Consider the following 22,541-nt stretch of genomic DNA (forward strand, 5'->3'; position numbering starts at 1 on the left):
CTCCCCTCCCCGGCCCGGAACCGCGAAGGACCGGGGCCGGGACAGCAGGGGGAGGGCGCGCGCTGAGGGGTGACCGGGCGCTCGCGGTCCGGTGCCCCCGCACCCGCACACCCGTTCGGCGGGCAGTCTCGTGGGTTCCCTGTCGCCGGAGCCCCGGACCGGGGACACTGGACGGTCCACACAGGGTCCGGTCGAGGTCGGGCCGGGGACGAGGGGGACGCATGCGGGACAGCCATCGGGCGGATGCCGAACGGCTGTTGGTACGGGCCGTGGAGGAGGAAGCGCGGCGCACAGGTGGGCGGACGGACTCCGGCGCGCTGCTGGCGCGTGCGCGGGGCGCGCTCGACACGATGGCGGCGGGCGCGGCCGAGGAGTACGCCGCGTACACGCGGGCGCTGGACGCCGCCGGGGCCGGCCGGCAGCCGCTGGCGGAGCGGTTCAGCAGAGCGACCCTGGGAACACCCCTGCTGGTGACGGGAGTCGCGGCGGCTGCCGCCTTCGGCGCGGACCTGGCGCTCGGCACCGCGACGGGGCTGGCCCTGGGCGCGGGCGCCGTGGTCGCCGTGGCGGGGACCACGGCGACGGTGGCCCGGGTGACCGCCTCCCACTGGCCCGCGGCCCATCGCAGGGCGGGGGAGCTGAACCAGCCCGGCGGCCCCGAGCAGCTGCGGCTCCAGTGGCTGACGGCCCTGGAGGTACGGGGCATCCGCCCCTTCCTCGACCAGCAGCGCGTGCTGACCGCCGCGACCCGCACCCCCAAGAAGGCGAGCGCCTCCGTGGTGGCGCAGCTGCGCGGGGGCGACCGCAGCGCTGCTGCCCGCACCCGCTCGCTCCTGGAGCAGTCCTTCGGTCATCTGCCGTCGGCGGACGGCCCGTTCGCGGGCCGCAGGACCGAACTGGCACAGATCGCCCGGTGGGTGCACGCCGCCCGTGCCGCCACGGAGACCCTGCCGACCGTCGTCGTCCTGCACGGCGCCCCGGGCTCGGGGCGCACCGCGCTCGCCGTCCGGGCCGCGCACGCGCTCAAGGACCAGTTCCGGGGGGCGTGCGTGGTGGATCTGCGGGGCGACGTGGCGGGCGAGAGCCCGCTGCCGACCCGCGACGCGCTGCTGCACCTGCTGAACCGGCTGGGCGCACCGCGTGAGCAGCTCCTGTTCCGGGAGAGGTCCTCCGCGGAGCAGCAGGTGCGGCGGCTGAGCGAGCTCTACCACCAGCATCTGACGGGAACCCCCGTCACGATCGTCCTGGACGACGCGACCGACGCCGCGCAGGTCCGCACCCTGGTGCCCGAGCGTTCCGACAGTCTGGTGCTGGTCACGGCCCGCGAGCCGCTGGAGCTGCCCGAGGACGTCCCGGCGCGGGTGTACCACCTGCCCGTCGGCGGTCTCGACCCCGCGGGCGCCGAGGAGCTGCTGCGCGAGGCGGCGGAGGACGAGGAAGCCGGCCCGTACGACTACCCGTCGACCGAGGCGGTCGTCGAACTGTGCGGCGGGCTGCCGCTCGCCCTGCGGGTGGCGGGCTCCGCCCTCGGCGCGCGGACCCGCGCCGAACTGGCCACCGCCCTCGGCGCGTACGGTCCGGTGGGGCCCGTCGAGCGCGCCCTGTGGCTGCGCTACACCGACCAGCCCGAGCCGGCCAGGCGGCTGCTGAGGCGCCTCGCCCTGGCGGGGCGTGCGAGCCTGGGCGCCGCGGCGGCGGCGTCCTTGCTCTCCTCGGACGAGCAGGAGGCGGGCCGGCTCCTGGAGGCGCTGTCCCGGGCGGGGCTGCTGGTCCATGTGCGCGGTGCGCGCTACCGGCTGCACGATCTCGTACGGTCCTTCGCCCTGGCCAGGCTGGCCGACGAGGAGCCGGCGGCCGAGCGCACGGCCGCGCAGGAGCGCCTCGTCCAGAACTACGCGGAGCTCGCCGACGCGGTGATCCGCATGGTGGACGGCAAGATGTCCACCCGCGCGGGGCAGTTCGGCTCGCACGGCTTCAGCTCGCTGGACGCCGCACTGCGCTGGCTGGACGACGAGTCGAGTTTCATCACCTCGGCGCTCCGGCACGCCGAGGGCGTCGACCAGGCGGCGGTGCTCCACCTGCTGGGCGCCCTGTGCGACTACTGCCTGCTGCGCGGCGACCTCTACCGCCTGGGCGAGATCAGCGAGCTGACGCGCTCCGTCGACCAGGGGCTGCTGGAGCGGTCCGTCCAGTGGCGTACGGGTATCGCGGCCCGGCAGCTCGGCGAGCTCGACAAGGCCCGCACCACGCTCTCCTCCGTGGTCGGCCTGTACCGCGAGGCACAGAACGACGCGGGCGCCGCGCTGGCCCTCTGCTCGCTGGGCATCACCCTGCACCACCAGGGCAATCTGACCGAGGCGTCGGCGCGGCTGCGGGAGGCGATCGGCCTCCAGGCGTCACCGGAGCAGGCCGAGGACCGCGCCTGGTCGCTCCACGCCCTGGCCGCCGTCGAGCGTGACCGGGCCAATCTGGCCGAGGCGCTGACGCTGCTGGACACCGCGCTGGCCCTGCACCGCGAGGGCGAGTCGCTGCACGGCGAGGCGTGGACGCACTTCCAGCTGGGCCAGGTCTGCCTGCGGATGGGCGAGGTCGCCAGGGCCGAGGAGGAGCTGACCACCGCGCTGGAGCTGTACGGCCGCACCCGGGACGAGCGCGGGGAGGCCTGGGCCCTGACCCAGCTGGCCCGCGCACGGCTGGTGGACGGGAACGTCGGCGGCACCGCGCCCGCGGTGGAGCAGCTGCGCGGGGCCCTCGCCCGGCACCGGGCCAACGAGGACGCGCGGGGTGAGGCCTGGACGCGCTACTACCTGGGGCAGGCGCTGGAGGAGGACGGCGACACCGATCAGGCGGTACGGGAGCTGGAGCGGTCCCGCACGATGTTCTCCCGGATGCGGGACGTGTACGGGCTGGCGTGCGCCCGTCACCACTCGGGCCGGGTCACCCGCGACCAGCGCGCCACGCAGACCGGCAACCTGCGCAACTCAGGCTTCGCCCGTCAGCTCCTGGTGGACGCCCGGGCCGACTTCCGGCGGATCGGGGTGGCCCACGGGGAGGCGTGGACCTGCCTGGAACTGGCCCTGATCGACGGCGGCAACAACCGCGCCGCCCAGGCGCTGGAGCTGTGCGGCGAGGCGATCACCCTGTTCGCGTCGTACGGCGACGTCCGGGGCGGCGACTGGGCTGCGTTCCTGCGCTGCACCCTCCTGCCCTACGCCTCACCGGGCGGCAGCGAGGTGGGCACGGCGGTGGCCCAGCAGGAGCTCGCGGACCTGCTGGAGGCGGCCCACCCGCTCCGGGACCCCGCGCTGGAGGACTGCGCGGAGGCCTTCCGGGTCGTCCTGAACCGCGGTGTGGACCTGGACGAGGGCTGGCAGGCCTGGCGCCTCGGCCTGACCCCGTCCCGGCACGCCCGCGAGGTCATGGGGGTGCCCGTCGGCGTACGCCCCTGACGGGACCGGACCGGGGCCGTGGCGCGGCGGGCTGCCACGGGCCGCGCGGAGCGAGGCGGGCGGCCGGGGCGGCTCGCCCCGCCCCGCCGCGTCAGTCCTTGCCCGCCGGGCGCGCGGAGCTCGTGCCGGCCTGGCCGACGGAGGCCGCCGGTTCCTGGTCCGGCGTGGCCTCCGGGTCGGGGGCCTCCTCGAAGTTGACCTTGCCCATGTGGCGGTTCATCGACTTCATCAGCAGCCACACCCCGACGGCGAGCGCCGCGAAGACGAGGAAGCCGAGGACGCCGGGAGTCACCTTGTTCTTGTCGAGCTCATCGGCGGCGAGCGGGACGAGGTGCGTCAGTGCCTGGGTCGCGTACATATCAGGCATTGTCGCGGATGCCCGCGAAGAGGTCGCTCTCGGGGAGGGAGGTATCGACCAGGGACTTGGCGAGCTCGTACTCCTCGGTCGGCCAGACCTCCCGCTGGACGTCCATCGGGACGCGGAACCAGCCGCCGTCCGGATCGATCTGCGTGGCGTGCGCGATCAGCGCCTTGTCGCGGATCTCGAAGAAGTCGTCGCACGGGACGTGCGTGGTCAGCGTGCGTTCCGCGCGCTCGAACTCCTTCCAGCGCTCCAGCCACTCGCCGTACGGGGACTCCAGTCCGCGGGCGAGCAGCGCCTCGTGCAGGGCCACGGTGCGCGGCTTGTTGAAGCCCTGGTTGTAGTAGAGCTTCTGCGGCTGCCAGGCGGGACCGAACTCCGCCTCGGGGAACCTCTCGGTGTCCGCCGCCCCGTCGAAGGCGATCATCGAGATGGTGTGCGTCTTGATGTGGTCGGGGTGCGGGTAGCCGCCGTTCTCGTCGTAGGTGGTGATCACCTGCGGCCGGAAGGCACGCACCTTCGCGACGAGACGCCCCGCCGCCGTCTCGTCGTCCTCCAGGGCGAAGCAGCCCTCGGGCAGGGGCGGCAGCGGGTCGCCCTCGGGCAGACCCGAGTCGACGAAGCCGAGCCACTCCTGCTTGACGCCCAGGATCTCCCGGGCCTCGTCCATCTCCTTCTTGCGCACCTCGTGGATGTGCTCCTCGATGTACGCGTCCCCCTGGAGCTTCGGGTTGAGGATGGATCCCCGCTCGCCCCCTGTGCAGGTGACGACCAGGACGTCCACCCCCTCGGACACGTACTTGGCCATGGTGGCCGCGCCCTTGCTCGACTCGTCGTCGGGGTGGGCGTGCACGGCCATCAGTCTCAGCTGCTCGGTCAAGACTCGGTCCTCAGTCATCGGTCGCGTGGGTCGGCTTCTATAGTGACTGAACCGGGGGGTGGAAAATTCCACGATCCCCTGTACAGGAGGAACGATCATGGCGGCGGTGCGCGAGGCCTTGCCCGAGGAGCGCTACGGCCGGTCCCGGGACCTGCGCGCGGACCGCAAGCTGAAGATCATCGGTGCCGTGCTGGGCGTGGCCTTCCTCGGCATGATCGGCTGGTTCGGCTACTCCTACGTCACCGGCCAGGACATCAGCGCCGAGATCATCAAGTCCCGGATCGTCTCGGACACCAGGGCCGAGGCCCATCTGGAGGTCCGCAAGGACCGGGACGCCGACGGGCACTGCACCCTCCGCGCCCTGAGCGAGGACGGCGCCGAGGTGGGGCGCGCGGACTTCCGTTTCGAGGAGCCGTCCGGGCGGATCGACGAGCTCGTCTCCCTGCGCACCACCTCCCGGGCGACCGCGGTGGAGCTCGTCGCCTGCACCGCGGGCGCCTGACAGCACCGCGGGAGCGCGCCGTCACCGAGGCGCACGCTCCCGCCTCGAGCTGGTTAAACGCGCGTGTGACGTTTTACCTTCTCCCCCTTTTCGCGCGGAATTGTTAGGCTCGTTGTTTCGCCCACCCGTGGCAGCGCATGCTTGGGGTAGGGCGTTGCTTTGTATTCCCAGCACCGACGAGGAGCACCCTGTGACCCAGACCAGCGATAACGTCACCTGGCTCACGCCGGAGGCGTACAACCAGCTCAAGGCGGAGCTGGAGTACCTGTCTGGTCCCGCGCGCACGGAGATCTCCGTCAAGATCGCGGCGGCCCGTGAGGAGGGTGACCTCCGCGAGAACGGCGGGTACCACGCGGCCAAGGAGGAGCAGGGCAAGATGGAGCTCCGGGTCCGTCAGCTGACCCAGCTCCTGGAGCACGCGAAGGTCGGCGAGGCCCCCGCCGACGACGGCGTGGTCGAGCCCGGCATGGTCGTGACGATCGCCTTCGACGGCGACCCGGACGACACGGTCACCTTCCTGCTCGCCTCCCGCGAGTACGCGAGCACCGACATCGAGACGTACTCCCCCCAGTCCCCGCTCGGCACGGGCGTGAACGGCAAGCGGGTGGGCGACGACGCGGAGTACGAGCTGCCGAACGGCAAGAAGGCCACCGTGAAGATCATCTCCGCGAAGCCGTACCAGGGCTGATCCGCGGCGCACGACGGAGCCCCGGCCGCAGGTGCGGCCGGGGCTCCGTCGTGCGCGGGGTCAGGCGGTCGCCGAGCGGTACTTGCGGACCGCGAGCGTGCGGAAGACCACGAGGATGACCACGGACCAGATGACCGAGGCCAGGATCGGGTGCTGCATCGGCCAGGCGTCGGGGGTCACGAAGCCCGGCGGCAGGTTGCCGAACAGCTCACGGCAGGCCTGCACCGTGGCGCTGAAGGGGTTCCACTCCGCGATGACGCGCAGGAACGTAGGCATCTGGTTGGCGTCCACGAAGGCGTTCGAGATGAACGTCAGCGGGAAGAGCCAGATCAGTCCGCCGGAGGTGGCTGCCTCCGGGGTGCGGACGACGAGCCCGATCAGGGCGCCGATCCAGGAGAACGCGTAGCCGAGCAGGAGCAGCAGCAGGAAGCCGAGCAGGACCTTGCCCAGGTTCTCGTGGGTCCGCCAGCCGACGATGAGCGCGACGATCGCGAGCACGACGAGTGTGAGCGCGGTCTGCACGAGGTCGGCGATCGTGCGTCCCGTGAGGACGGCGCCCCGGGCCATCGGCAGCGACCTGAACCGGTCGATGAGTCCCTTGTGCATGTCGTCGGCGATGCCCGCGCCCGCACCGGCGGTGGCGAAGGTGACCGTCTGCGCGAAGATGCCCGCCATGAGGAACTCGCGGTAGGCCTGCGGCGAGGTGGAGTCACCCACCTTGATGGATCCGCCGAAGACGTAGGTGAACAGCACCACGAACATGATGGGCTGCACCAGGCCGAAGATCACCATCTCCGGGATCCTGGCCATCCGGATCAGATTGCGCTTGGCGACGACGAGGGAGTCGGCGACGGACTGGCTGATCGCCCCCCGGGACTTGAGCGGCGCCACGGCCGGCGTGTTCGGGACGATGGTGGTCACGCGCCGTCCTCCTTCCGGCCCTCAGCGGCCTCGGTCGATGGGTCCCCGCCGTTCCTCTCCAGCTCGGCGGCGTGGCCGGTGAGCGAGATGAAGACGTCGTCGAGGGTGGGGCGGCGCAGCCCGATGTCGTCGATCTCCACGCCGTGGGTGTCGAGGTCCCGGATGACCTCGGCGAGCAGTTTGGCCCCGCCGGTCACCGGGACGGTCAGCTTGCGGGTGTGCTCCGCCACGGAGATCTCGCCCTTGCCGTAGGTGGCGAGCACCGAGCGGGCGGGCTCGATCTGGTCGGGCTGGTGCACGACGACCTCGACGCGTTCGCCGCCGGTGCGGGCCTTGAGCGCGTCGGAGGTGCCGCGGGCGATCACCTTGCCGTGGTCGATGACGCAGATGTCGTGGGCGAGATGGTCGGCCTCCTCCAGGTACTGCGTGGTGAGCAGCAGCGTCGTACCGCCGGCGACGAGTTCCTGGATGACCTCCCACAGCTGCTGCCGGTTGCGCGGGTCGAGTCCGGTGGTGGGCTCGTCCATGAACATGACCGGCGGGGAGACGACGAGCGCCGCCGCCAGGTCGAGGCGGCGGCGCATGCCCCCGGAGTAGGTCTTCGCGGTGCGGTCGGCGGCGTCGGCGAGGTTGAACCTCTCCAGCAGCTCCCCCGCCCGCCTCTTCGCGTCGCGGGCGCCCATCTGGTAGAGCTGCCCGACCATCTGGAGGTTCTCGCGGCCGGTGAGGTATTCGTCGACGGCGGCGAACTGGCCGGAGAGGCCGATCGAGCGGCGCACCTCGTTGGGATTCTTCAGTACGTCGATGCCCGCCACCACGGCCCGGCCGCTGTCCGGCTGGAGCAGGGTGGTCAGGACACGCACGGCGGTCGTCTTGCCGGCGCCGTTGGGCCCCAGCAGGCCGAGGACGGTGCCTTCGGGTACGTCGAGATCGACGCCCCCCAGTGCTTGTACGTCGCCGAAGGTCTTCACCAGGCCTTCGGCGTAGATGGCGCCTGGCATACGGGATTCCCCCAGTTGGTTCTCGGGTGCGTCCTGAGCAGATCCTAGGATTCGCGGTGCCGTCGCGCCTGTCACGGACCACGGGGCGGCCCGGTCGTCGCGCCCCTCGCGACCCGCGCGGCTGCACGGACGTCGCGAACCGCACGGCGGTGCACGCTAGGGGGATACGGGGCGGCCCACAACCGGTTTTGCGCCCCGCCCGCCGTCCCTCCGCTCAGGCCCGCACCGTGTAACCGGCGTCCCGCAGCGCGGCGGCGACCTCCTCGCAGTGCTCCGGTCCCTTGGTCTCCAGGTGGAGTTCCACCTCCGCCTCGGTGAGCCCGAGCCGTGGGTCGGTCCGCACGTGCTGGATGTCGAGCACGTTGGCGTCGGCGACGGACAGGGTGGCGAGCATCGCGGCCAGCGCGCCCGGCCGGTCGGTGAGCCGGAGCCGCAGGCTGAGGTAGCGGCCCGCCGCGACCATGCCGTGCGTGAGGATGCGCTGTATCAGCAGGGGGTCCACGTTGCCGCCCGACAGCACGGCGACGACGGGCCCGCGGAACGCCCCCGGATCACTCAGCAGTGCCGCGACGGGGATCGCCCCGGCCGGCTCGACGACCATCTTGGCCCGCTCCAGGCACAGCAGCAGCGCGCTGGAGAGCTCGTCCTCGGAGACCGTGCGGACCTCGTCCACCAGCTCCTGGACCAGCGGGAACGTGAGATCGCCGGGCCGCCCCACCTTGATCCCGTCGGCCATGGTCTGCACCGAGTCCAGCGCCACGGGATGCCCGGCCGTCAGTGACGGGGGGAAGGCCGCCGCACCCGCCGCCTGGACGCCGACGATCCTGACGTCGGGTCGCAGCGCCTTCACCGCCACGGCGATGCCGGCGGCGAGCCCGCCCCCGCCGATGCCCACGACGATCGTGCGGACCTCGGGGCACTGTTCGAGGATCTCCAGGCCCACGGTGCCCTGGCCCGCGATGATGTCCGGGTGGTCGAAGGGGTGGATGAAGACGGCGCCGGTCTGCTCCGCGTACTCCTGGGCGGCGGCGAGCGTCTCGTCCACCACGTGCCCGTGCAGCCGCACCTCGGCCCCGTACTCGCGGGTGGCGGCGACCTTGGGCAAGGGCGCGCCGACCGGCATGAAGACCGTGGAACGTACGCCGAGCAGTGAGGAGGCCAGTGCTACACCCTGCGCATGGTTTCCGGCACTCGCGGCCACGACTCCGGCCGCCCGCTCGACGGGGCTGAGGCCCGAGATACGCACATATGCGCCACGCAGTTTGAAGGAGCCGGTGCGCTGGAGGTTCTCGCACTTGAGGTGGACCGGGGCCCCGACGAGTGAGCTCAGATGACGGCTGCCCTCCATCCCGGTCGTTCTGGCCACCCCGGACAACATCTTCTGTGCCCCCCGGACGTCGTCGAGGATGAGCGGAGGAAAGGGGCCTGACGTACGGAAGGTCATGACGGCAAGTCTTGCAGCTCGCAGGGGCCGGGACCGTCGCATCTCATGGCGGCCTGCGGTGGTGTCCATAGGTTTGTGCAGCGCTGGTACACGTTGCCCCGTGGCCGCGTACTCTGTCCCCCACCCATCCGACACCGCACGAAGAGAGCCCCCGGCCATGCCCCCTCAGGACATGACGACTGCCGCGTCTCCTTCCGGGGGCGCGACCCCCGGACATCCGGGAACGGACCACCTTCTCGACGCACTCCAGCACCAGGTGGCCGTCTTCGCCCGCCGTGCCGAGCAGACCCGCCTGGGCGGGGTCGGCCAGGTCCGCAACTCGATGGACCGCGCCGCCTACCTGCTGCTCAACCGGCTCGACGTGGAAGGGCCGATGGGCGTCAAGGCCCTGGCCGCCGGCATGGGGATCGACTCCTCCACGGTGACCCGCCAGGTGGCACCGCTCGTCGACACGGGACTGGTCAAGCGCACCTCCCACCCGGAGGACGGGCGTGCCGTGGTGCTCCAGCTGTCGCCGCGCGGTCAGGCCCGCCTGGAGGAGGTCCGCGCCTCACGCCGTGAGCTGATGTCCCAGGTGACGGGTGACTGGAGTGAGGAGGAGCGCGACACGTTCTGCGCCCTGCTCACCCGGTTCAACTCCTCCCTGGCCGCGCGGCAGGCCGCGCACCAGCCGGCGCAGGAGGGCTGAGACAGGTCCGTCCGGCCTGTCCGCCCGGCCGTTCGGATCTACCCTGGAAGGGCCTGCACTCGCCGATGCCGAGGAGGCCGCGATGACACGGAAGATCGCAGACTGCCGTAAGTATCCGAGCGTCTCCAACTGCTCACTCGCCATTTCGGGTGAGGAGGACGAGGTCGTCCGGGCCGCCGCGGAACACGCGGTCTCGGTCCACGAGCACACCGACAGCCCGGAACTGCGCGAGCAGATCCGGGGCATGCTGGAGGACGAGAAGGTCGCTGTCTGACCCACACGCCGTACGGCGGCCGGGACGGTCCGTCCCGGCCGCCGGGCCGTGTCAGCCGAGGGCCTGCGTGAGGTCGGCCAGCAGGTCGTCGGCGTTCTCGATGCCGACGGAGAGCCGGACGAGGTCGGCGGGCACCTCCAGCGGGGAACCCGCGGCGGAGGCGTGCGTCATGCGGCCCGGGTGCTCCAGGAGCGACTCGACGCCGCCCAGCGACTCCCCGAGGGTGAAGAGCTTCGCGCGGTTGCACACCTCGACCGCGGCCTCCTCGCCGCCCGCGACCCGGAACGACACCATGCCGCCGAACGCCTTCATCTGCTTGGCGGCGATCTCGTGGCCCGGGTGCTCCGGCAGCCCCGGGTAGAGGACCTGGGTCACCTTGGGGTGCCGGGTCAGCAGGTCGGCGACCTTCGTGGCGTTCTCGTCGTGCCGGTCCATGCGGACCGCGAGGGTCTTGATGCCGCGCAGCACCAGCCAGGCGTCGAACGGCCCGGCCACCGCGCCCATCGCGTTCTGGTGGTACGCCAGTTCCTCGGCGAGCTCCGGGTCGCTGACGACGAGCGCGCCGCCGACGACGTCCGAGTGGCCGCCCATGTACTTGGTGGTGGAGTGCACCACGACGTCGGCGCCGAGCGAGAGCGGCTGCTGGAGGTACGGGCTGGCGAAGGTGTTGTCGACGACCAGCCGGGCGCCCGCCTGCCGGGCCACGTCGGTGACGGCGGAGATGTCCGTGATGCCGAGCAGCGGGTTGGAGGGGGTCTCCACCCAGACCGCCTTGGTCCGGGGGGTGATGGCCGCCCGCACCGCGCTCACGTCGGAGGTGTCGGCGACCGAGAACTCGACGCCCCAGCGCGAGGCGACCTTCGCGAACAGCCGGAACGTGCCGCCGTAGGCGTCGTTCGGGATGACCACGTGGTCGCCGGGCGTCAGAAGCGTGCGCAGGAGGCAGTCCTCGGCCGCGAGGCCAGACGCGAAGGCGAGCCCGCGACGGCCGCCCTCCAGCGCCGCCAGGTTCTCCTCCAGGGCGGTACGGGTCGGGTTGGCGCTGCGGCTGTACTCGTAGCCGCCACGCAGTCCGCCGACGCCGTCCTGCTTGTACGTGGACACCTGGTAGATCGGCGGGACCACGGCGCCGGTGAGGGGATCCGCCGTGTTGCCGGCGTGGATCGCGAGGGTCTCGAAGCTGTGCTGGTCGCTCATGGGGCCCGAGCGTAGTTCGTCGGGAGGGGAGTTGAAGGCCACTCGCCGCCCGCCTGCCCGTCCGGGGACAATGGACCGCATGGAGATTCTGTGGTTCCTGCTCGCCCTGTGCATGCTCGCCGCTGTGGTCGGCCCGCTCATGCTGCGGCGCCGTGGCGGTATCCGCCAGGTCGCGCCCGGTTCGCCCGATGCCGCCGACCCGGACACCTACGGCTTCGCGCGCCAGGAGGAGCTGGACGTCCGGATGCCCGGCCCCGACCAGGACCTCCTGGACGTGCTGGACGTGGTCCAGGCCACCCAGAGCTGGAAGGCCGCCTCGCAGCTGCTCGCGGGGACGCCCGCGGAGAGCGAGGTCCGCTGGCAGCGGGTGCAGGCGTTCGCCGGTGCGGCGTCGCTGGAGCTGGCCCGGCAGCCCGGTACGGGCGGGGCGTGGCTGCGGGCGTGGCGGGCCGAGGCCCCGAAGGACGCCGGCGCGGCGGCGGTGCACGCGGAGTTCCTGGTGCAGCAGGCCTGGCGCACCGGCACCGTAGGCACCGACGACTTCCGGATCATCCTGGAGGAGGCCCGTACGGTCTGCGGCGAGGCCGCCCTGCTGGCCCCGGGCGACCCCGTCCCGTACCTCGTGGAGCTCGCCGTGGCCCGTGGGCTGGGGTACTCCCACGAGCAGTTCGACCAGCTCTGGGCGAAGATCATCGACCGTGCCCCGGCGCACATGGGCGCCCACATCGCCGCCCTGCACTTCTGGTGCGAGAAGTGGCACGGTTCGCGCGAGGAGGCCGAGCGCTTCGCGACCGCGGCCGCGGCCCGCGCCCCGCGGGGATCGCTGCTCGCCGCGCTGCCGCTGTTCGCCGTGTACGAGCACCTGCCCGAGGTCAATCTGGTGCAGGGCTTCTACCGCGGCGCCGTCGTGACGAAGGCGGTCGAGGGCGCCCTGTTCGCGGTGCACGCGGCCCGCGCGGACGATCCGATGCTCGCGCACGTGCGGCATCTGCTGGTGCTCTTCCTGGTCCGGATGGAGCGCTGGTCCGAAGCCATGCACCAGCTCGTCCACATCGACGGCCACGTGGGCGCGCTGCCCTGGACGCAGAACCCCGACCCGGCGGCCGAGTACACGGTCTACCGTGCGCTGGCCGTGGCGGGGTACGAGGCGAACGGTGGCAGTCCCGCGACGCTGCCCCACTGACCGGCACGTCCCGCACTCCTCCCGATTGGACCGGCCCACCCATGGCACGACTGATCCCGCTGATCCTGATAGCCCTCGCCGTCTTCTTCTGGCTGCGGGCACGCAGGAAGACCGCCGCCTACATGGCCTCCTACGAGAACCCGGCCGGCTCCCCCGGCACGCACCGCGAACCCCAGGCCGGTTCCCCCGGCGAGCGCCAGGATCCTCCCGCCCCCGCCGCCTGAGACCGTGGAATCCACGGCCCCCTCGCGGTGTTGTACCGAGCGAACCCCGACCTCCGGAGGAGCCACCGCATGTTCCTGACCAACCGCACCCCGCAGCTCCCCACCCCCGAGGAGGCCCTGCGAGGCCGCCCCACCCCCGAATTCACGGTGCCGTCCCGCCACACGGTCCTCGGCAACCCGCTGACCGGCCCGTATCCGCAGGGTCTGGAGGTCGCCGACTTCGCGCTGGGCTGTTTCTGGGGCGCCGAGCGCAAGTTCTGGCAGACCGAGGGCGTCTGGACGACGCTCGTGGGCTACCAGGGCGGCTACACGGAGAACCCCTCGTACGAGGAGACCTGCTCCGGCCTGACGGGCCACACGGAGGCGGTCCGCGTGGTGTTCGACCCGAAGACCGTGAGCTACGCGGAGCTGCTCAAGCTCTTCTGGGAGTCCCACAACCCGACCCAGGGCTTCCGGCAGGGCAACGACGTGGGCACGCAGTACCGCTCGGCGCTCTACACCCACTCCGCCGAGCAGGCCGAGGCGGCGCAGGCGTCCCGGGAGGCGTACCAGCAGGTGCTGACGGGCGCCGGCTACGGCACGATCACCACCGAGATCCTCCCGGCAGAAGGCCGCACGTTCTGGCCCGCGGAGGCGTACCACCAGCAGTATCTCGACAAGAACCCCGACGGCTACTGCGGCATCGGGGGCACGGGAGCCACCCTGGAGTCCCCCTCGGAGACGAACTGGGGCCGCGCCTGCCCGACGGGCATCGCCCCGGCTCCCGGCGTCTCCGAGTGACCTGCGGCCCGCGGCCTCCCGGGCCGCGGGCCGGCAAGAAGCGGGCCGGCCGCGAGATGCGGCCGGTGCCACCCCGCCCGTGGGGCCCGGACCGGGGCTCAGGCGGCCAGGCGCACCTCGCCCATCGAGGCACGGACCGGGGCGGCCTGGCTCCGGCGGGCGAGTTCGCCCTGCGCCAGGGACAGCACGTCCCCCAGCCCGAGCCCGAGTGAGCGGGCCGCCGCGGCGAGCACCTCGGACGAGGCCTCCTTGCGTCCGCGCTCGATCTCGGAGAGGTAGGGCACGGAGATCCGGGCGGCCTCGGACACGTCCTTGAGCGTCCGCTCCTGCGCGAGGCGCTCGCGGCGCAGGACGTCGCCGACGACGTCCCGCCAGAGGGGCTCCTTGGCGGGGGCGGGGCCCGGCGTCGCGGGGACGGGACGCAGAGGGATGACGCGTGCCCGGTTCGATGCGTGGCTGCTCATCACCCCAGCCTAGGAGCGGTGCGCCCGGCGTGGGTGGGGAAAGCGCTCCGCTCCGGGCGGATCTCCTGTCGGCAGAAAGGTCCTTCTCCTGGGTGCCGGGGGCGCGTCACGTGGCCCGGTCCGGTCGGCGCGGCGCTCGGATGCCGTCGATGATGCGCGTCCAGTTGTCGCCTCCGTGCCCGTCGTCGATCGCGCGCCGGTAGTGGGTCCGCACCGCCAGCGGGAGCGCGAGGTCCAGGCCGAGTGATCTGCTGGCCTCGACGATGTGGTCCGCCGTCGCACCCATCATGGTGACCGTGCTGAGGTCTCCGGGGTGCTCTCCCGCGTCCAGCGCGGCACCGGGGCTGTCCTCGCCGGCCCGCAGGATGTCGCCGGTCGAGTCGGCGGTGGAGAGCAACTCCGGCAGGACCTCCCGGGCCTTCATCCCTGCGGCCCCCAGCATGGCGGTCGCGTGCATCAGCCCGGACAGCGTGGTGAGGAACACGGTGAGCTGGGCCTGGTACATCAGCTGGGCGAGGCCCGGGTCCTCGCCCAGGTACCTGGGCGTGCCGAGCGCTGCCAGGGCCGCCTGATGGGTGCGCATCACCTCGCCGGGGCCGCTGTAGTAGACGTAGGCGGCTTCGGTCCCGACCATCGGTGCGGGGACCATGACGCCCCCGGTGAGGAAGGCGGCGCCGTGACCCGCCGCCCAGGCGGCGGCCTCGCGGGTGCGCTCGGGGGTGTCGGAGCTCAGGTTGACCAGGGTCCGGCCGGCGAGCGGTCCGGTGGCGCCGCCGAGGATGTCGTACATCGCCTGGTAGTCGGTGAGGCTGACGAGGACGAGGCCGCTCTCCGCGACCGCCTCGCCGGGTGTCGCCGCGAGCGTCGCGCCGTCCTCGACGACGCCGTCGGCCCGGGCGGCGGTGCGGTTCCAGACGGTGACCCGGTGTCCGGCGGCGAGAAGCGTGCGCGTCATCGCCCGGCCCATCGGGCCCAGTCCGATCACGGTGACGGCGTTGCCGTCCTGACTGGTGGTGAGGTTCTGTGGCTGGTTCACGCCTCCATGCTCGGCGAGCGTCACTAGGCTCGGAAGTACCCACTAAATACTGCGGTACTTACCTTTCGGTTAGGGGATCCCGATGGCCAAGGCGCCGAGACGCGGGCCTTACATCTGCGGCATCGACGCCGCGCTCGATGTGGTGAGCGGCAAGTGGAAGGGACTGATCCTCTGGGAACTCGACGCCCATCGCGTGCGCCGCTTCTCGGAGTTGCGCCGGGGCCTGCCGGGAGTGAGCGAGAAGATGCTCACGCAGCACCTGCGGGAGATGGAGGAGGACGGCCTCGTGCACCGCACGGTGTACGCCGAGGTGCCGCCGAGGGTCGAGTACTCCCTGACCGAGCACGGGCACACACTCAACCAGGCCCTCCGGCCCCTCGGGGTGTGGGGGACCGAGCGGACGCGTCGCGAACAGCTCGAAGCCGTCGATGTCGCCGTGACCTCACACGCCTGAGCCCGCCCGGCCGGCGTTCCCCCGGGGCACGCCGGAGGCCTCAGGACAGCCGGCGGCCAGGGCTCCGGCCGGGAGGACCCCCGGTGACCCGGCCACGGGCCCGGTACGGGACACGCTCTGTTCCGTACCGGGCCGGCCCGGCGGCGAGGCACCTGCCGCCGGTGGCTCAGTTCCCGATGGTGCCTTGCGGGCCGGCGTACTGCTTGAGCAGGGCGGGGACATCGGCGGCCGGGTCCAGGGTGTAGCCGTAGTGGTCACCCGGCTTGAACGTGGTCCCGTTGGTCTGCTGCTTGCCGGTGCAGGAGACGCAGATGCTGCCGGTCTGGGTGAGCGACGCGGCCGTGGTGTCGACGTAGTACGGGTTGGCGACGCTCTGGTAGTAGCTGTTCTCGATGACGGTCCTGGACGCGCCGCGCGAGAGGTTTCCGTACGAGGTCACGTTCTGCATGTAGTTGTTGTAGAGGTGGGCGTACGCGACGTTGTCGATGCTGGGGTTGCGCTGGTTGGTGTCGTGGATCCAGTTGTGGTGGATCGTCATCCGGGCGGTGACGTTCTCCGTCCAGCCGATGCCGAAGGCCTTGTTCTGCTCGCCCAGGACGTTCCAGGAGACGGTCAGGTAGCTGGTGTCCTTGCGGCTGTCGATGAGCCCGTCGTTCATCCGCTCGATCCGGTTGTGGTCGATCCAGATGTGGTCGGCGGTGTCCATCTGGATGCCGTCGTAGTCGTAGTCCTTGTCGTCGGGATCGTCCTCGGTCATCCGGGTGTCGCGGATGGTGAGGTTGCGGATGATGACGTTGTGGATGCCGGTGCCGAGGAAGAAGCCGCCACCGACGATCTGCCCGGAGGTGCCGACACCGATGATCGTCTTGTCGGACTTGACCGGTATCTCGTGGCCGTACGGGCTGACCGTGATCGCGGCGCCCACCTTGATCACGTAGGGCGCCGCGGCGGTGGCGTACTTCACCAGGTCCGCGTAGTTCGTGACGGTGACGGTCGAGCCGGCGGCGCCGCCCGTGGTGCCGCCCCCGGTGGAGGCGAAGCCGTCGGCCTTGTCGGACCAGGTGCGTCCGGAGACGGGCTTGAAGGCCCACTGCTTGTTGCTGTTGGCGGTGCACGTCTCCTGGATGATCGCCGCACCACTGGCCGTGGAGGCGTCCTTGAGACTCATGCACAGACCGCTGTTCACGTTGACGACCTGGAACGTGTCCGTACCACTCGCCGTCAGCGTCCACTGCTGGTTCGCCTGCGCCGCACACCCCCACTGCTGGAGCTGCACCCCACTGACCTTCGAACCGGAGGGCACATCCACGCACTTACCGCTGCTGCGGTTGGCCAGCCGGTACTTCCCCGAACCATCGGCCGTCAACGTGAACTGCTGCCACGCCGCACCCTCCGTACAACCCCACTGCTGCAACAGCGCGCCGTTCGCCGACGACGCCCCCGGAACGTCGACGCACTTGCCGCTCTTCTTCACCGCCAGCTGGTACACACCCCCCGCCACCGGCAACGACGCCGCCCCCGCCGGAGCCGCCAGCCCGCCGGCCAGGACTCCGCCGACGGCGAGGAGCAGTGCCGTCAGCATGGCTCCGAGCCGGACTTTCCGCCTGTTCCTGTGTTCGCTCATGTGTGTTCGTTCCTCTCTCGTACGGGTGCGGGTCGTGTGCGCCGGGTCAGCGCACGGGGTTCCAGCCGTCCGATCCGGCCAGGTACTTCTGCGGGGTGTAGTTCGCGGCCTGCGCGTCCGTCAGCTGCGGGCGGTTGCCGTTGACGGTGGCTCCGGCACCGGTGTTGCGGTACTCGGAGAACCTGGCGTTCTTCCAGGAGTTGGTGGACATGTCCGTCCACGGCTGAGCGGTGGCCAGCGCCGAGGAGAGCGAGGACTCCCGGTACAGCACCTGGGCGTCCGCCCGCCACGGGCGCCCGAGCTGGGTCGTGTTCGAAGCCGCTCCCGTGACCGTCGACCGGTAGAAGAGGAAGCCGTACGTCTTCTCGGCGGGGGTGCTGGCCGCGGTGATCGGGCCACCGGTGCTGCGCTTCTCGTGGATCGTGCAGGCGTGGAAGACGGCGGTCCCGCCGCCGTAGACGAAGTCCACGGTGCCTTCGACGTACGAGTCGACGATGTAGGCTCGCGCCTTGTTGTTGACCAGGAAGGTGTCCTGGTCACCGAGGAGCCGTACGTCGTCGAGGACCGCCCTGTCCGCGTCGAGGTAGAGGGCGAGGGCCTGGTCCCCGGTGTCGGAGCTGTTCTCGTCGAAGTCGTTGGACAGCGTGAGGTTGGTGGCGTCGAAGTCGTGGCCCAGGGCGACGAGGGTGGCGGATCCCGCCGTGCCGTAATCACCCGCGTTGCGGTTGTTGACGATCACGACGTCGTCCGGTGAGTCGCCGAGGCCCTTCAGGCTGATGAAGGGTTTGTCGGCGGGGACGGTGACCTGCTCACGGTAGGTGCCGGGCTTGACGGTGATGGTGACGCGGCTCGCGTTCCCGCTGCCGACGGCGTTCACCGCTGCCTGCACGGTCCGGTAGGTGCCGGTGCCGTCGGCGGCGACCGTGGCGGGTCCGGTGGTGCCGACGGGCTTGAAGGCCCACTGCTTGTTGCTGTTGGCGGTGCACGTCTCCTGGATGATCGCCGCACCACTCGCCGTGGAGGCGTCCTTGAGACTCATGCACAGACCACTGTTCACGTTGACGACCTGGAACGTGTCCGTCCCGCTCGCCACCAGCGTCCACTGCTGGTTCGTCTGACTCGCGCACCCCCACTGCTGGAGCCGCACCCCGCTCACCTTCGAACCGGAGGGCACATCCACGCACTTACCGCTGCTGCGGTTGGCCAGCCGGTACTTCCCCGAACCGTCGGCCGTCAACGTGAACTGCTGCCACGCCGCACCCTCCGTACAACCCCACTGCTGCAACAGCGCGCCGTTCGCCGACGACGCCCCCGGAACGTCGAGGCACTTGCCGCTCTTCTTCACCGCCAGCTGGTACACACCCCCCGCCACCGGCAACGACGCCGCCCCCGCCGGAGCCGCCAGCCCGCCGGCCAGGACACCCCCCAGCACGATCGCGACAGCCGGCGCACGCCGCCCTCTGTTCGGTTTCTCGGTCATCGTTCGCTCCTTCGGATGGGCCGGTGGGTGCGGTGCTGTGAGCCGCAGTGCCCAGGTAGATGCGTGGGGCGGGTGGGGATGACAGAAATCCCGAAGAAACTTTTCCGCGACGAGGATCCGGGGCCGGCGGGGCAGGTGGGGCGCAGGTGGCGGCGGTGGTGGAAGGGACAACTTCTTTACGGCTCCCGGCGCTTGTGCCACGATGCCTGCCTCTGGGCCCCGGGTCGGCAGGTCCACGTCAGCAGCGAACCCGGTGACCGGCCCCGAAGCGAGTGAGGAGCCGTGGCGGGATGAGGGACAGCGGGACCGGCCGAGCGGTGCGCGACATGCCGGGGCTGGTCGGTGCCGCCCGTGGGGGCGACACCCGCGCCCTGGAGGAGCTCCTCGCCGCGCACCTGCCGTTGGTATACGGAATCGTCGGGCGGGCGCTGAACGGTCACGCGGATGTGGACGATCTCGTGCAGGAGGTCATGCTGCGGATCGTCCGTGCACTGCCCTCCCTGCGCGAGCCGGAGCGGTTCCGTTCGTGGGCGGTGGCCATCGCCTACCGGGAGGTCCAGCAGTACCAGCGGCGTACGGCCCGCGACCGCTTCCACGGACACGAGGTGGAGAACGTCGCCGACCCGCTCACCGACTTCGCCGAGCGCACGGTGGCCGAGCTCGAACTCTCGGGCCAGCGGCGGGATCTGGCTCTCGCGGCCCGCTGGCTGGACGAGGACGACCGGCGGCTGCTCGCCCTGTGGTGGGAGGAGGAGGCGGGCCGCATCGCCCGTGCCGACGTCGCCCACGCCATCGGCCTGAACGCCCGGCACACCGCCGTGCGGGTACGGCGCATGAAGCTGCGGCTGGAGGAGGCCCGCACGGTGGTCCGGGCCCTGGCCGTCGCCCCCCGCTGTCCCGGGCTGGCCGATGCGACGCACGGCTGGGACGGCGGCACGGGCGCGCTCTGGCGCAAGCGGCTCACCCGCCATGTCCGCACATGCCCGAGGTGCGGGGCGCTGGGGACCGGCCTGGTCGCCCCGGAGAAGCTGCTGCCGGGGCTCGGCCTGCTGCCGGTTCCCGGCGGGCTGGCCGACGGCGTACGCCACACCGCGGAGACGGCCTCCCTGCTCGGGCAGACGGCCACGGGGCGGGTGCACGACCTGCTGCACCACCTCACGGCCAAGTCGCTCGCGGCGTCGGCCGCGGCGCTCGCCGTGGTCGCCGGGGCCCTGACCTATCCGGTGTGGCACTCCCCCGCCCCCGCACCGCGGGCGGCGCCGCCGGCGGTGAGCCGCCCCGCGCAGCCGGCGGCCACGCTCCCCGCGGAGCCCTCCCCGGCGCCCACCACCTCGGCCTCGCCGTCCGCCTCCCCGGTGGCGCGCGCGGAGCGCCGGACGGGCACCGCGCTTGGGGTGACCAGCGCCGACATCTATCTCGCGCCCGACGGTTCGGACGACGGGGACGGCAGCCGGGCCCGCCCCTTCGCCACGCTCTCCAAGGCGGCGTCCGTCGTTCGCCCCGGTCAGACGATCGCGTTGCGCGGCGGGACCTACCGGCCCACGCAGGCGACGTCCCTCACGACGGACGGCACACCGGAGCGGCGCATCACCCTCAGCAACTACCGGGGCGAGCGGCCCGTCATCGACGCCTCGGGGCTGCCGGCCTCCTCCTGGGCGATCACGCAGGAGGCGGACGACTGGACCGTGCAGGGCCTGGAGATCAAGGGGTCGGGGAGCCACGCGTACGTGTGCCGAAGCTGCCGGAACACCGTCTTCCGAGGTCTGTCCCTGCACCACAACGCGGAGTCCGGGCTCACCCTGCGCGACGCGGGTACCGAGAACAACACCGTGCTGGACAGCGACTTCCACGCCAACGGGCCCGGCCGGGCGGGCGGGGTCGGCCTCGCGGTCAAGTTCGGCTCGGGCGGCGGGAACACGGTGAGCGGCTGCCGGGCGTACGGCAACGGGGCCGACGGGATCGACCTGGGCGGATTCACGACCCCGGTGACGGTGCGCGGCAGCTGGTCCTACCGCAACGGCAACGGCTTCACCCTCGGCGGCGGCCACACCTCCGCCTCCGTCGCGCACGTGCTCGTCGACGACGCGGCCTGGGACAACTCCGGGCTGGGCTTCAACGACGAGGGGAACCCGGGCGCGCTCCGCCTCACCCGCACCACCGCTTTCCGCAACGGCACGAACTTCTACCTGCCGACCGCCGCCGCCGTGCTGAGCGCCAACGCGGCGGTGGACAGCGGCGAGGGGCCGGACACCGTGCTCGCGGATTCCGCCCGGTCGCAGGGCAACACCTGGGACGGGGACGGCGGGGGCGCGTCGATGTTCGCCACCACCGACCCGTCCACCGCCGAGGCCGCGCGTCCGGCCGACGCGTCCCTTCCCCGTACCGACTTCCTCACCCCGTCCGGCTCCGCGCCGGGTGCCCGGATGGAGCCCGTCGACGGCGCCTGAGCCGCGTCGGCGGGCGGGCGCCGGGCGCCGGTGGGGCGGGGCTCAGATCAGGCCCTGCGCCAGCATCGCGTCGGCGACGAGCTCGAAGCCCGCGATGTTCGCGCCCACCACGTAGTTGCCGGGGCTGCCGTACTTCTCGGCCGTCGTGTGGCAGGAGTCGTGGATGTGGCGCATGATCTCCGCCAGCCGCTCCTCGGTGTGGGCGAAGGTCCAGGAGTCACGAGAGGCGTTCTGCTGCATCTCCAGGGCGCTGGTGGCCACACCGCCCGCGTTGGCCGCCTTGCCGGGCGCGAAGGCGACGCCGGCCTTCTGGAGGACGTGGACGGCCTCGGGGGTGGTGGGCATGTTGGCCCCCTCGGCGACGGCCTTGACCCCGTTGCGTACGAGGGTGAGCGCGTCGGCCTCGTGGAGCTCGTTCTGCGTGGCGCAGGGCAGGGCGACGTCCACCGGGACGTTCCAGACGCCGGCGCCGGGGACGTAGCGCACGTGGTCGCCGCGGCGTTCGGCGTACTCGGAGATCCGGCCGCGGCCGGTCTCCTTGACCTCCTTGAGCAGGGCGAGGTCGATGCCCTTCTCGTCCACGACGTAACCGCCCGAGTCGGAGCAGGTCACGACGGTCGCGCCGAGCTGCTGGGCCTTCTCGATCGCGTAGATGGCCACGTTGCCGGAGCCCGAGACGGCGATGCGCTGGCCGTCGAGCGACTCGCCGCGCACGCGCAGCATCTCGGCGGTGAACAGCACACAGCCGTATCCGGTCGCCTCGGTGCGTGCCTGGGCGCCGCCCCAGCCGAGGCCCTTGCCGGTGAGCACGCCGGACTCGTAGCGGTTGGTGATCCGCTTGTACTGGCCGAAGAGGTAGCCGATCTCCCGGCCGCCGACGCCGATGTCACCGGCGGGCACATCCGTGTACTCGCCCAGGTGGCGGTGGAGTTCGGTCATGAACGACTGGCAGAAGCGCATGACCTCGGCGTCGGAGCGGCCCTTGGGGTCGAAGTCCGCGCCGCCCTTGCCGCCGCCGATCGGCATGCCGGTGAGGGCGTTCTTGAAGATCTGCTCGAAACCGAGGAACTTCACGATGCCGAGGTTGACGGAGGGGTGGAAGCGCAGCCCGCCCTTGTAGGGGCCGAGGGAGCTGGAGAACTCGACACGGAAGCCCCGGTTGACGTGGATGTCGCCGGCGTCGTCCGACCACGGCACCCGGAAGATGAGCTGGCGCTCGGGCTCGCAGATCCGCTCGATGATCCGGGCGTCCACGAACTCCGGCCGCTGCGCCAGCACGGGGCCGAGGGTCTCGAGGACCTCGCGCACCGCCTGGTGGAACTCGCCCTCGCCCTGGTTGCGCCGCAGGATCTCGGCGTAGAGCGGCTCGATGACGCGGCTCGCGGCGGTGTTCGGGGTGAGGGAGAGGGAGTCGGAACTGGCCGGCATGTGATCAAGACCTTCC

General features: G+C 71.8%; 21 protein-coding genes. 10 read left to right on the plus strand and 11 right to left on the minus strand.

Annotated features, from left to right (window positions below; genetic code table 11):
- Positions 1-221 precede the first annotated feature (221 nt).
- A complete protein-coding gene (locus tag ACFY8O_RS03680; RefSeq protein WP_387898472.1) occupies positions 222-3,449 on the plus strand; it encodes a tetratricopeptide repeat protein in 3,228 nt (1,075 codons plus the stop codon).
- Positions 3,450-3,540: 91 nt separating this feature from the next.
- Here the strand turns inward: ACFY8O_RS03680 and ACFY8O_RS03685 are convergent, their stop codons facing one another.
- Together ACFY8O_RS03685 and mca are read right to left on the minus strand one after the other, a co-directional pair.
- On the minus strand, positions 3,541-3,807 hold the full coding sequence (locus ACFY8O_RS03685; RefSeq protein WP_145803717.1) for a hypothetical protein: 267 nt from the start codon (positions 3,805-3,807) through the stop codon (positions 3,541-3,543).
- A 1-nt stretch (position 3,808) separates the two neighbouring features.
- Positions 3,809-4,690 carry a mycothiol conjugate amidase Mca gene (gene mca, locus ACFY8O_RS03690; RefSeq protein WP_145803719.1) on the minus strand — a complete coding sequence of 294 codons (882 nt, stop codon included), beginning with the start codon at positions 4,688-4,690 and terminating at the stop codon, positions 3,809-3,811.
- Positions 4,691-4,787: 97 nt separating this feature from the next.
- Between mca and ACFY8O_RS03695 the strand changes: the two genes are divergently transcribed.
- Both ACFY8O_RS03695 and greA read left to right on the plus strand, forming a co-directional pair.
- Complete coding sequence (locus ACFY8O_RS03695; protein WP_145803721.1) at positions 4,788-5,192, plus strand: DUF4307 domain-containing protein; 405 nt, start codon at positions 4,788-4,790, stop codon at positions 5,190-5,192.
- A 190-nt stretch (positions 5,193-5,382) separates the two neighbouring features.
- Entirely contained in the window at positions 5,383-5,880 is a 498-nt protein-coding gene (greA, locus tag ACFY8O_RS03700) for a transcription elongation factor GreA (protein WP_145803723.1), read from the plus strand.
- Positions 5,881-5,940: 60 nt separating this feature from the next.
- On the opposite strand, the gene ACFY8O_RS03705 is transcribed toward greA, so the two are convergent.
- The 3 genes from ACFY8O_RS03705 to ilvA form a co-directional block, all read right to left on the minus strand.
- Entirely contained in the window at positions 5,941-6,792 is an 852-nt protein-coding gene (locus tag ACFY8O_RS03705) for an ABC transporter permease (RefSeq protein ID WP_145804805.1), read from the minus strand.
- Between the two features lie 5 nt (positions 6,793-6,797).
- A complete protein-coding gene (locus ACFY8O_RS03710) occupies positions 6,798-7,802 on the minus strand; it encodes an ATP-binding cassette domain-containing protein (RefSeq protein ID WP_145803725.1) in 1,005 nt (334 codons plus the stop codon).
- A gap of 214 nt (positions 7,803-8,016) precedes the next feature.
- Entirely contained in the window at positions 8,017-9,246 is a 1,230-nt protein-coding gene (gene ilvA, locus ACFY8O_RS03715) for a threonine ammonia-lyase (protein ID WP_145803727.1), read from the minus strand.
- A 157-nt stretch (positions 9,247-9,403) separates the two neighbouring features.
- Here ilvA and ACFY8O_RS03720 point away from each other — a divergent pair, with 157 nt between their 5' ends.
- Both ACFY8O_RS03720 and ACFY8O_RS03725 read left to right on the plus strand, forming a co-directional pair.
- Positions 9,404-9,934, plus strand: a complete 531-nt coding sequence (locus ACFY8O_RS03720; RefSeq protein ID WP_145803729.1) for a MarR family winged helix-turn-helix transcriptional regulator — start codon at positions 9,404-9,406, stop codon at positions 9,932-9,934.
- An 82-nt stretch (positions 9,935-10,016) separates the two neighbouring features.
- The gene (locus ACFY8O_RS03725) at positions 10,017-10,208 is read left to right on the plus strand and encodes a DUF1059 domain-containing protein (protein WP_145803731.1); all 192 of its coding nucleotides are present in this window, start codon (positions 10,017-10,019) and stop codon (positions 10,206-10,208) included.
- Positions 10,209-10,259: 51 nt separating this feature from the next.
- Here ACFY8O_RS03725 and ACFY8O_RS03730 read toward each other — a convergent pair whose 3' ends face one another.
- Positions 10,260-11,405 carry a cystathionine gamma-synthase gene (locus ACFY8O_RS03730; protein ID WP_387898478.1) on the minus strand — a complete coding sequence of 382 codons (1,146 nt, stop codon included), beginning with the start codon at positions 11,403-11,405 and terminating at the stop codon, positions 10,260-10,262.
- Between the two features lie 79 nt (positions 11,406-11,484).
- Between ACFY8O_RS03730 and ACFY8O_RS03735 the strand changes: the two genes are divergently transcribed.
- From ACFY8O_RS03735 to msrA, 3 genes are all read left to right on the plus strand, one after another.
- A complete protein-coding gene (locus ACFY8O_RS03735) occupies positions 11,485-12,588 on the plus strand; it encodes a hypothetical protein (RefSeq protein ID WP_145803736.1) in 1,104 nt (367 codons plus the stop codon).
- A 41-nt stretch (positions 12,589-12,629) separates the two neighbouring features.
- Positions 12,630-12,812 (plus strand): hypothetical protein, encoded by a 183-nt coding sequence (locus ACFY8O_RS03740; protein ID WP_387898480.1) that lies wholly within the window; start codon positions 12,630-12,632, stop codon positions 12,810-12,812.
- 69 nt (positions 12,813-12,881) lie between these two features.
- On the plus strand, positions 12,882-13,592 hold the full coding sequence (gene msrA, locus ACFY8O_RS03745; protein ID WP_387898483.1) for a peptide-methionine (S)-S-oxide reductase MsrA: 711 nt from the start codon (positions 12,882-12,884) through the stop codon (positions 13,590-13,592).
- A gap of 98 nt (positions 13,593-13,690) precedes the next feature.
- On the opposite strand, the gene ACFY8O_RS03750 is transcribed toward msrA, so the two are convergent.
- Entirely contained in the window at positions 13,691-14,056 is a 366-nt protein-coding gene (locus ACFY8O_RS03750; RefSeq protein WP_145803742.1) for a helix-turn-helix domain-containing protein, read from the minus strand.
- A 106-nt stretch (positions 14,057-14,162) separates the two neighbouring features.
- Entirely contained in the window at positions 14,163-15,092 is a 930-nt protein-coding gene (locus tag ACFY8O_RS03755) for an NAD(P)-dependent oxidoreductase (RefSeq protein ID WP_145803744.1), read from the minus strand.
- Positions 15,093-15,174: 82 nt separating this feature from the next.
- Here ACFY8O_RS03755 and ACFY8O_RS03760 point away from each other — a divergent pair, with 82 nt between their 5' ends.
- Positions 15,175-15,546, plus strand: a complete 372-nt coding sequence (locus ACFY8O_RS03760; protein WP_387898487.1) for a winged helix-turn-helix transcriptional regulator — start codon at positions 15,175-15,177, stop codon at positions 15,544-15,546.
- Positions 15,547-15,712: 166 nt separating this feature from the next.
- On the opposite strand, the gene ACFY8O_RS03765 is transcribed toward ACFY8O_RS03760, so the two are convergent.
- Both ACFY8O_RS03765 and ACFY8O_RS03770 read right to left on the minus strand, forming a co-directional pair.
- The gene (locus tag ACFY8O_RS03765; RefSeq protein ID WP_387898489.1) at positions 15,713-17,170 is read right to left on the minus strand and encodes an RICIN domain-containing protein; all 1,458 of its coding nucleotides are present in this window, start codon (positions 17,168-17,170) and stop codon (positions 15,713-15,715) included.
- 46 nt (positions 17,171-17,216) lie between these two features.
- Complete coding sequence (locus ACFY8O_RS03770; protein ID WP_387898491.1) at positions 17,217-18,650, minus strand: pectinesterase family protein; 1,434 nt, start codon at positions 18,648-18,650, stop codon at positions 17,217-17,219.
- A gap of 290 nt (positions 18,651-18,940) precedes the next feature.
- Here ACFY8O_RS03770 and ACFY8O_RS03775 point away from each other — a divergent pair, with 290 nt between their 5' ends.
- Complete coding sequence (locus ACFY8O_RS03775; RefSeq protein WP_387898494.1) at positions 18,941-21,097, plus strand: sigma-70 family RNA polymerase sigma factor; 2,157 nt, start codon at positions 18,941-18,943, stop codon at positions 21,095-21,097.
- 42 nt (positions 21,098-21,139) lie between these two features.
- Here ACFY8O_RS03775 and gdhA read toward each other — a convergent pair whose 3' ends face one another.
- Positions 21,140-22,525 carry an NADP-specific glutamate dehydrogenase gene (gdhA, locus tag ACFY8O_RS03780; RefSeq protein ID WP_145803752.1) on the minus strand — a complete coding sequence of 462 codons (1,386 nt, stop codon included), beginning with the start codon at positions 22,523-22,525 and terminating at the stop codon, positions 21,140-21,142.
- Between the last annotated feature and the right edge of the window lie 16 nt (positions 22,526-22,541).

The sequence above is a fragment of the Streptomyces argenteolus genome (genome assembly GCF_042902585.1).
Lineage (GTDB): Bacteria > Actinomycetota > Actinomycetes > Streptomycetales > Streptomycetaceae > Streptomyces > Streptomyces argenteolus.

Coding starts and splice junctions, on each gene's coding strand:
- ACFY8O_RS03680 (WP_387898472.1), top strand. CDS start 222: ATGCGGGACAGCCATCGGGCGGATGCCGAACGGCTGTTGGTACGGGCC.
- ACFY8O_RS03685 (WP_145803717.1), bottom strand. CDS start 3,807: ATGTACGCGACCCAGGCACTGACGCACCTCGTCCCGCTCGCCGCCGAT.
- ACFY8O_RS03695 (WP_145803721.1), top strand. CDS start 4,788: ATGGCGGCGGTGCGCGAGGCCTTGCCCGAGGAGCGCTACGGCCGGTCC.
- ACFY8O_RS03710 (WP_145803725.1), bottom strand. CDS start 7,802: ATGCCAGGCGCCATCTACGCCGAAGGCCTGGTGAAGACCTTCGGCGAC.
- ilvA (WP_145803727.1), bottom strand. CDS start 9,246: ATGACCTTCCGTACGTCAGGCCCCTTTCCTCCGCTCATCCTCGACGAC.
- ACFY8O_RS03720 (WP_145803729.1), top strand. CDS start 9,404: ATGCCCCCTCAGGACATGACGACTGCCGCGTCTCCTTCCGGGGGCGCG.
- ACFY8O_RS03725 (WP_145803731.1), top strand. CDS start 10,017: ATGACACGGAAGATCGCAGACTGCCGTAAGTATCCGAGCGTCTCCAAC.
- ACFY8O_RS03730 (WP_387898478.1), bottom strand. CDS start 11,405: ATGAGCGACCAGCACAGCTTCGAGACCCTCGCGATCCACGCCGGCAAC.
- ACFY8O_RS03735 (WP_145803736.1), top strand. CDS start 11,485: ATGGAGATTCTGTGGTTCCTGCTCGCCCTGTGCATGCTCGCCGCTGTG.
- ACFY8O_RS03740 (WP_387898480.1), top strand. CDS start 12,630: ATGGCACGACTGATCCCGCTGATCCTGATAGCCCTCGCCGTCTTCTTC.
- msrA (WP_387898483.1), top strand. CDS start 12,882: ATGTTCCTGACCAACCGCACCCCGCAGCTCCCCACCCCCGAGGAGGCC.
- ACFY8O_RS03750 (WP_145803742.1), bottom strand. CDS start 14,056: ATGAGCAGCCACGCATCGAACCGGGCACGCGTCATCCCTCTGCGTCCC.
- ACFY8O_RS03760 (WP_387898487.1), top strand. CDS start 15,175: ATGGCCAAGGCGCCGAGACGCGGGCCTTACATCTGCGGCATCGACGCC.
- ACFY8O_RS03765 (WP_387898489.1), bottom strand. CDS start 17,170: ATGAGCGAACACAGGAACAGGCGGAAAGTCCGGCTCGGAGCCATGCTG.
- ACFY8O_RS03770 (WP_387898491.1), bottom strand. CDS start 18,650: ATGACCGAGAAACCGAACAGAGGGCGGCGTGCGCCGGCTGTCGCGATC.
- ACFY8O_RS03775 (WP_387898494.1), top strand. CDS start 18,941: ATGAGGGACAGCGGGACCGGCCGAGCGGTGCGCGACATGCCGGGGCTG.
- gdhA (WP_145803752.1), bottom strand. CDS start 22,525: ATGCCGGCCAGTTCCGACTCCCTCTCCCTCACCCCGAACACCGCCGCG.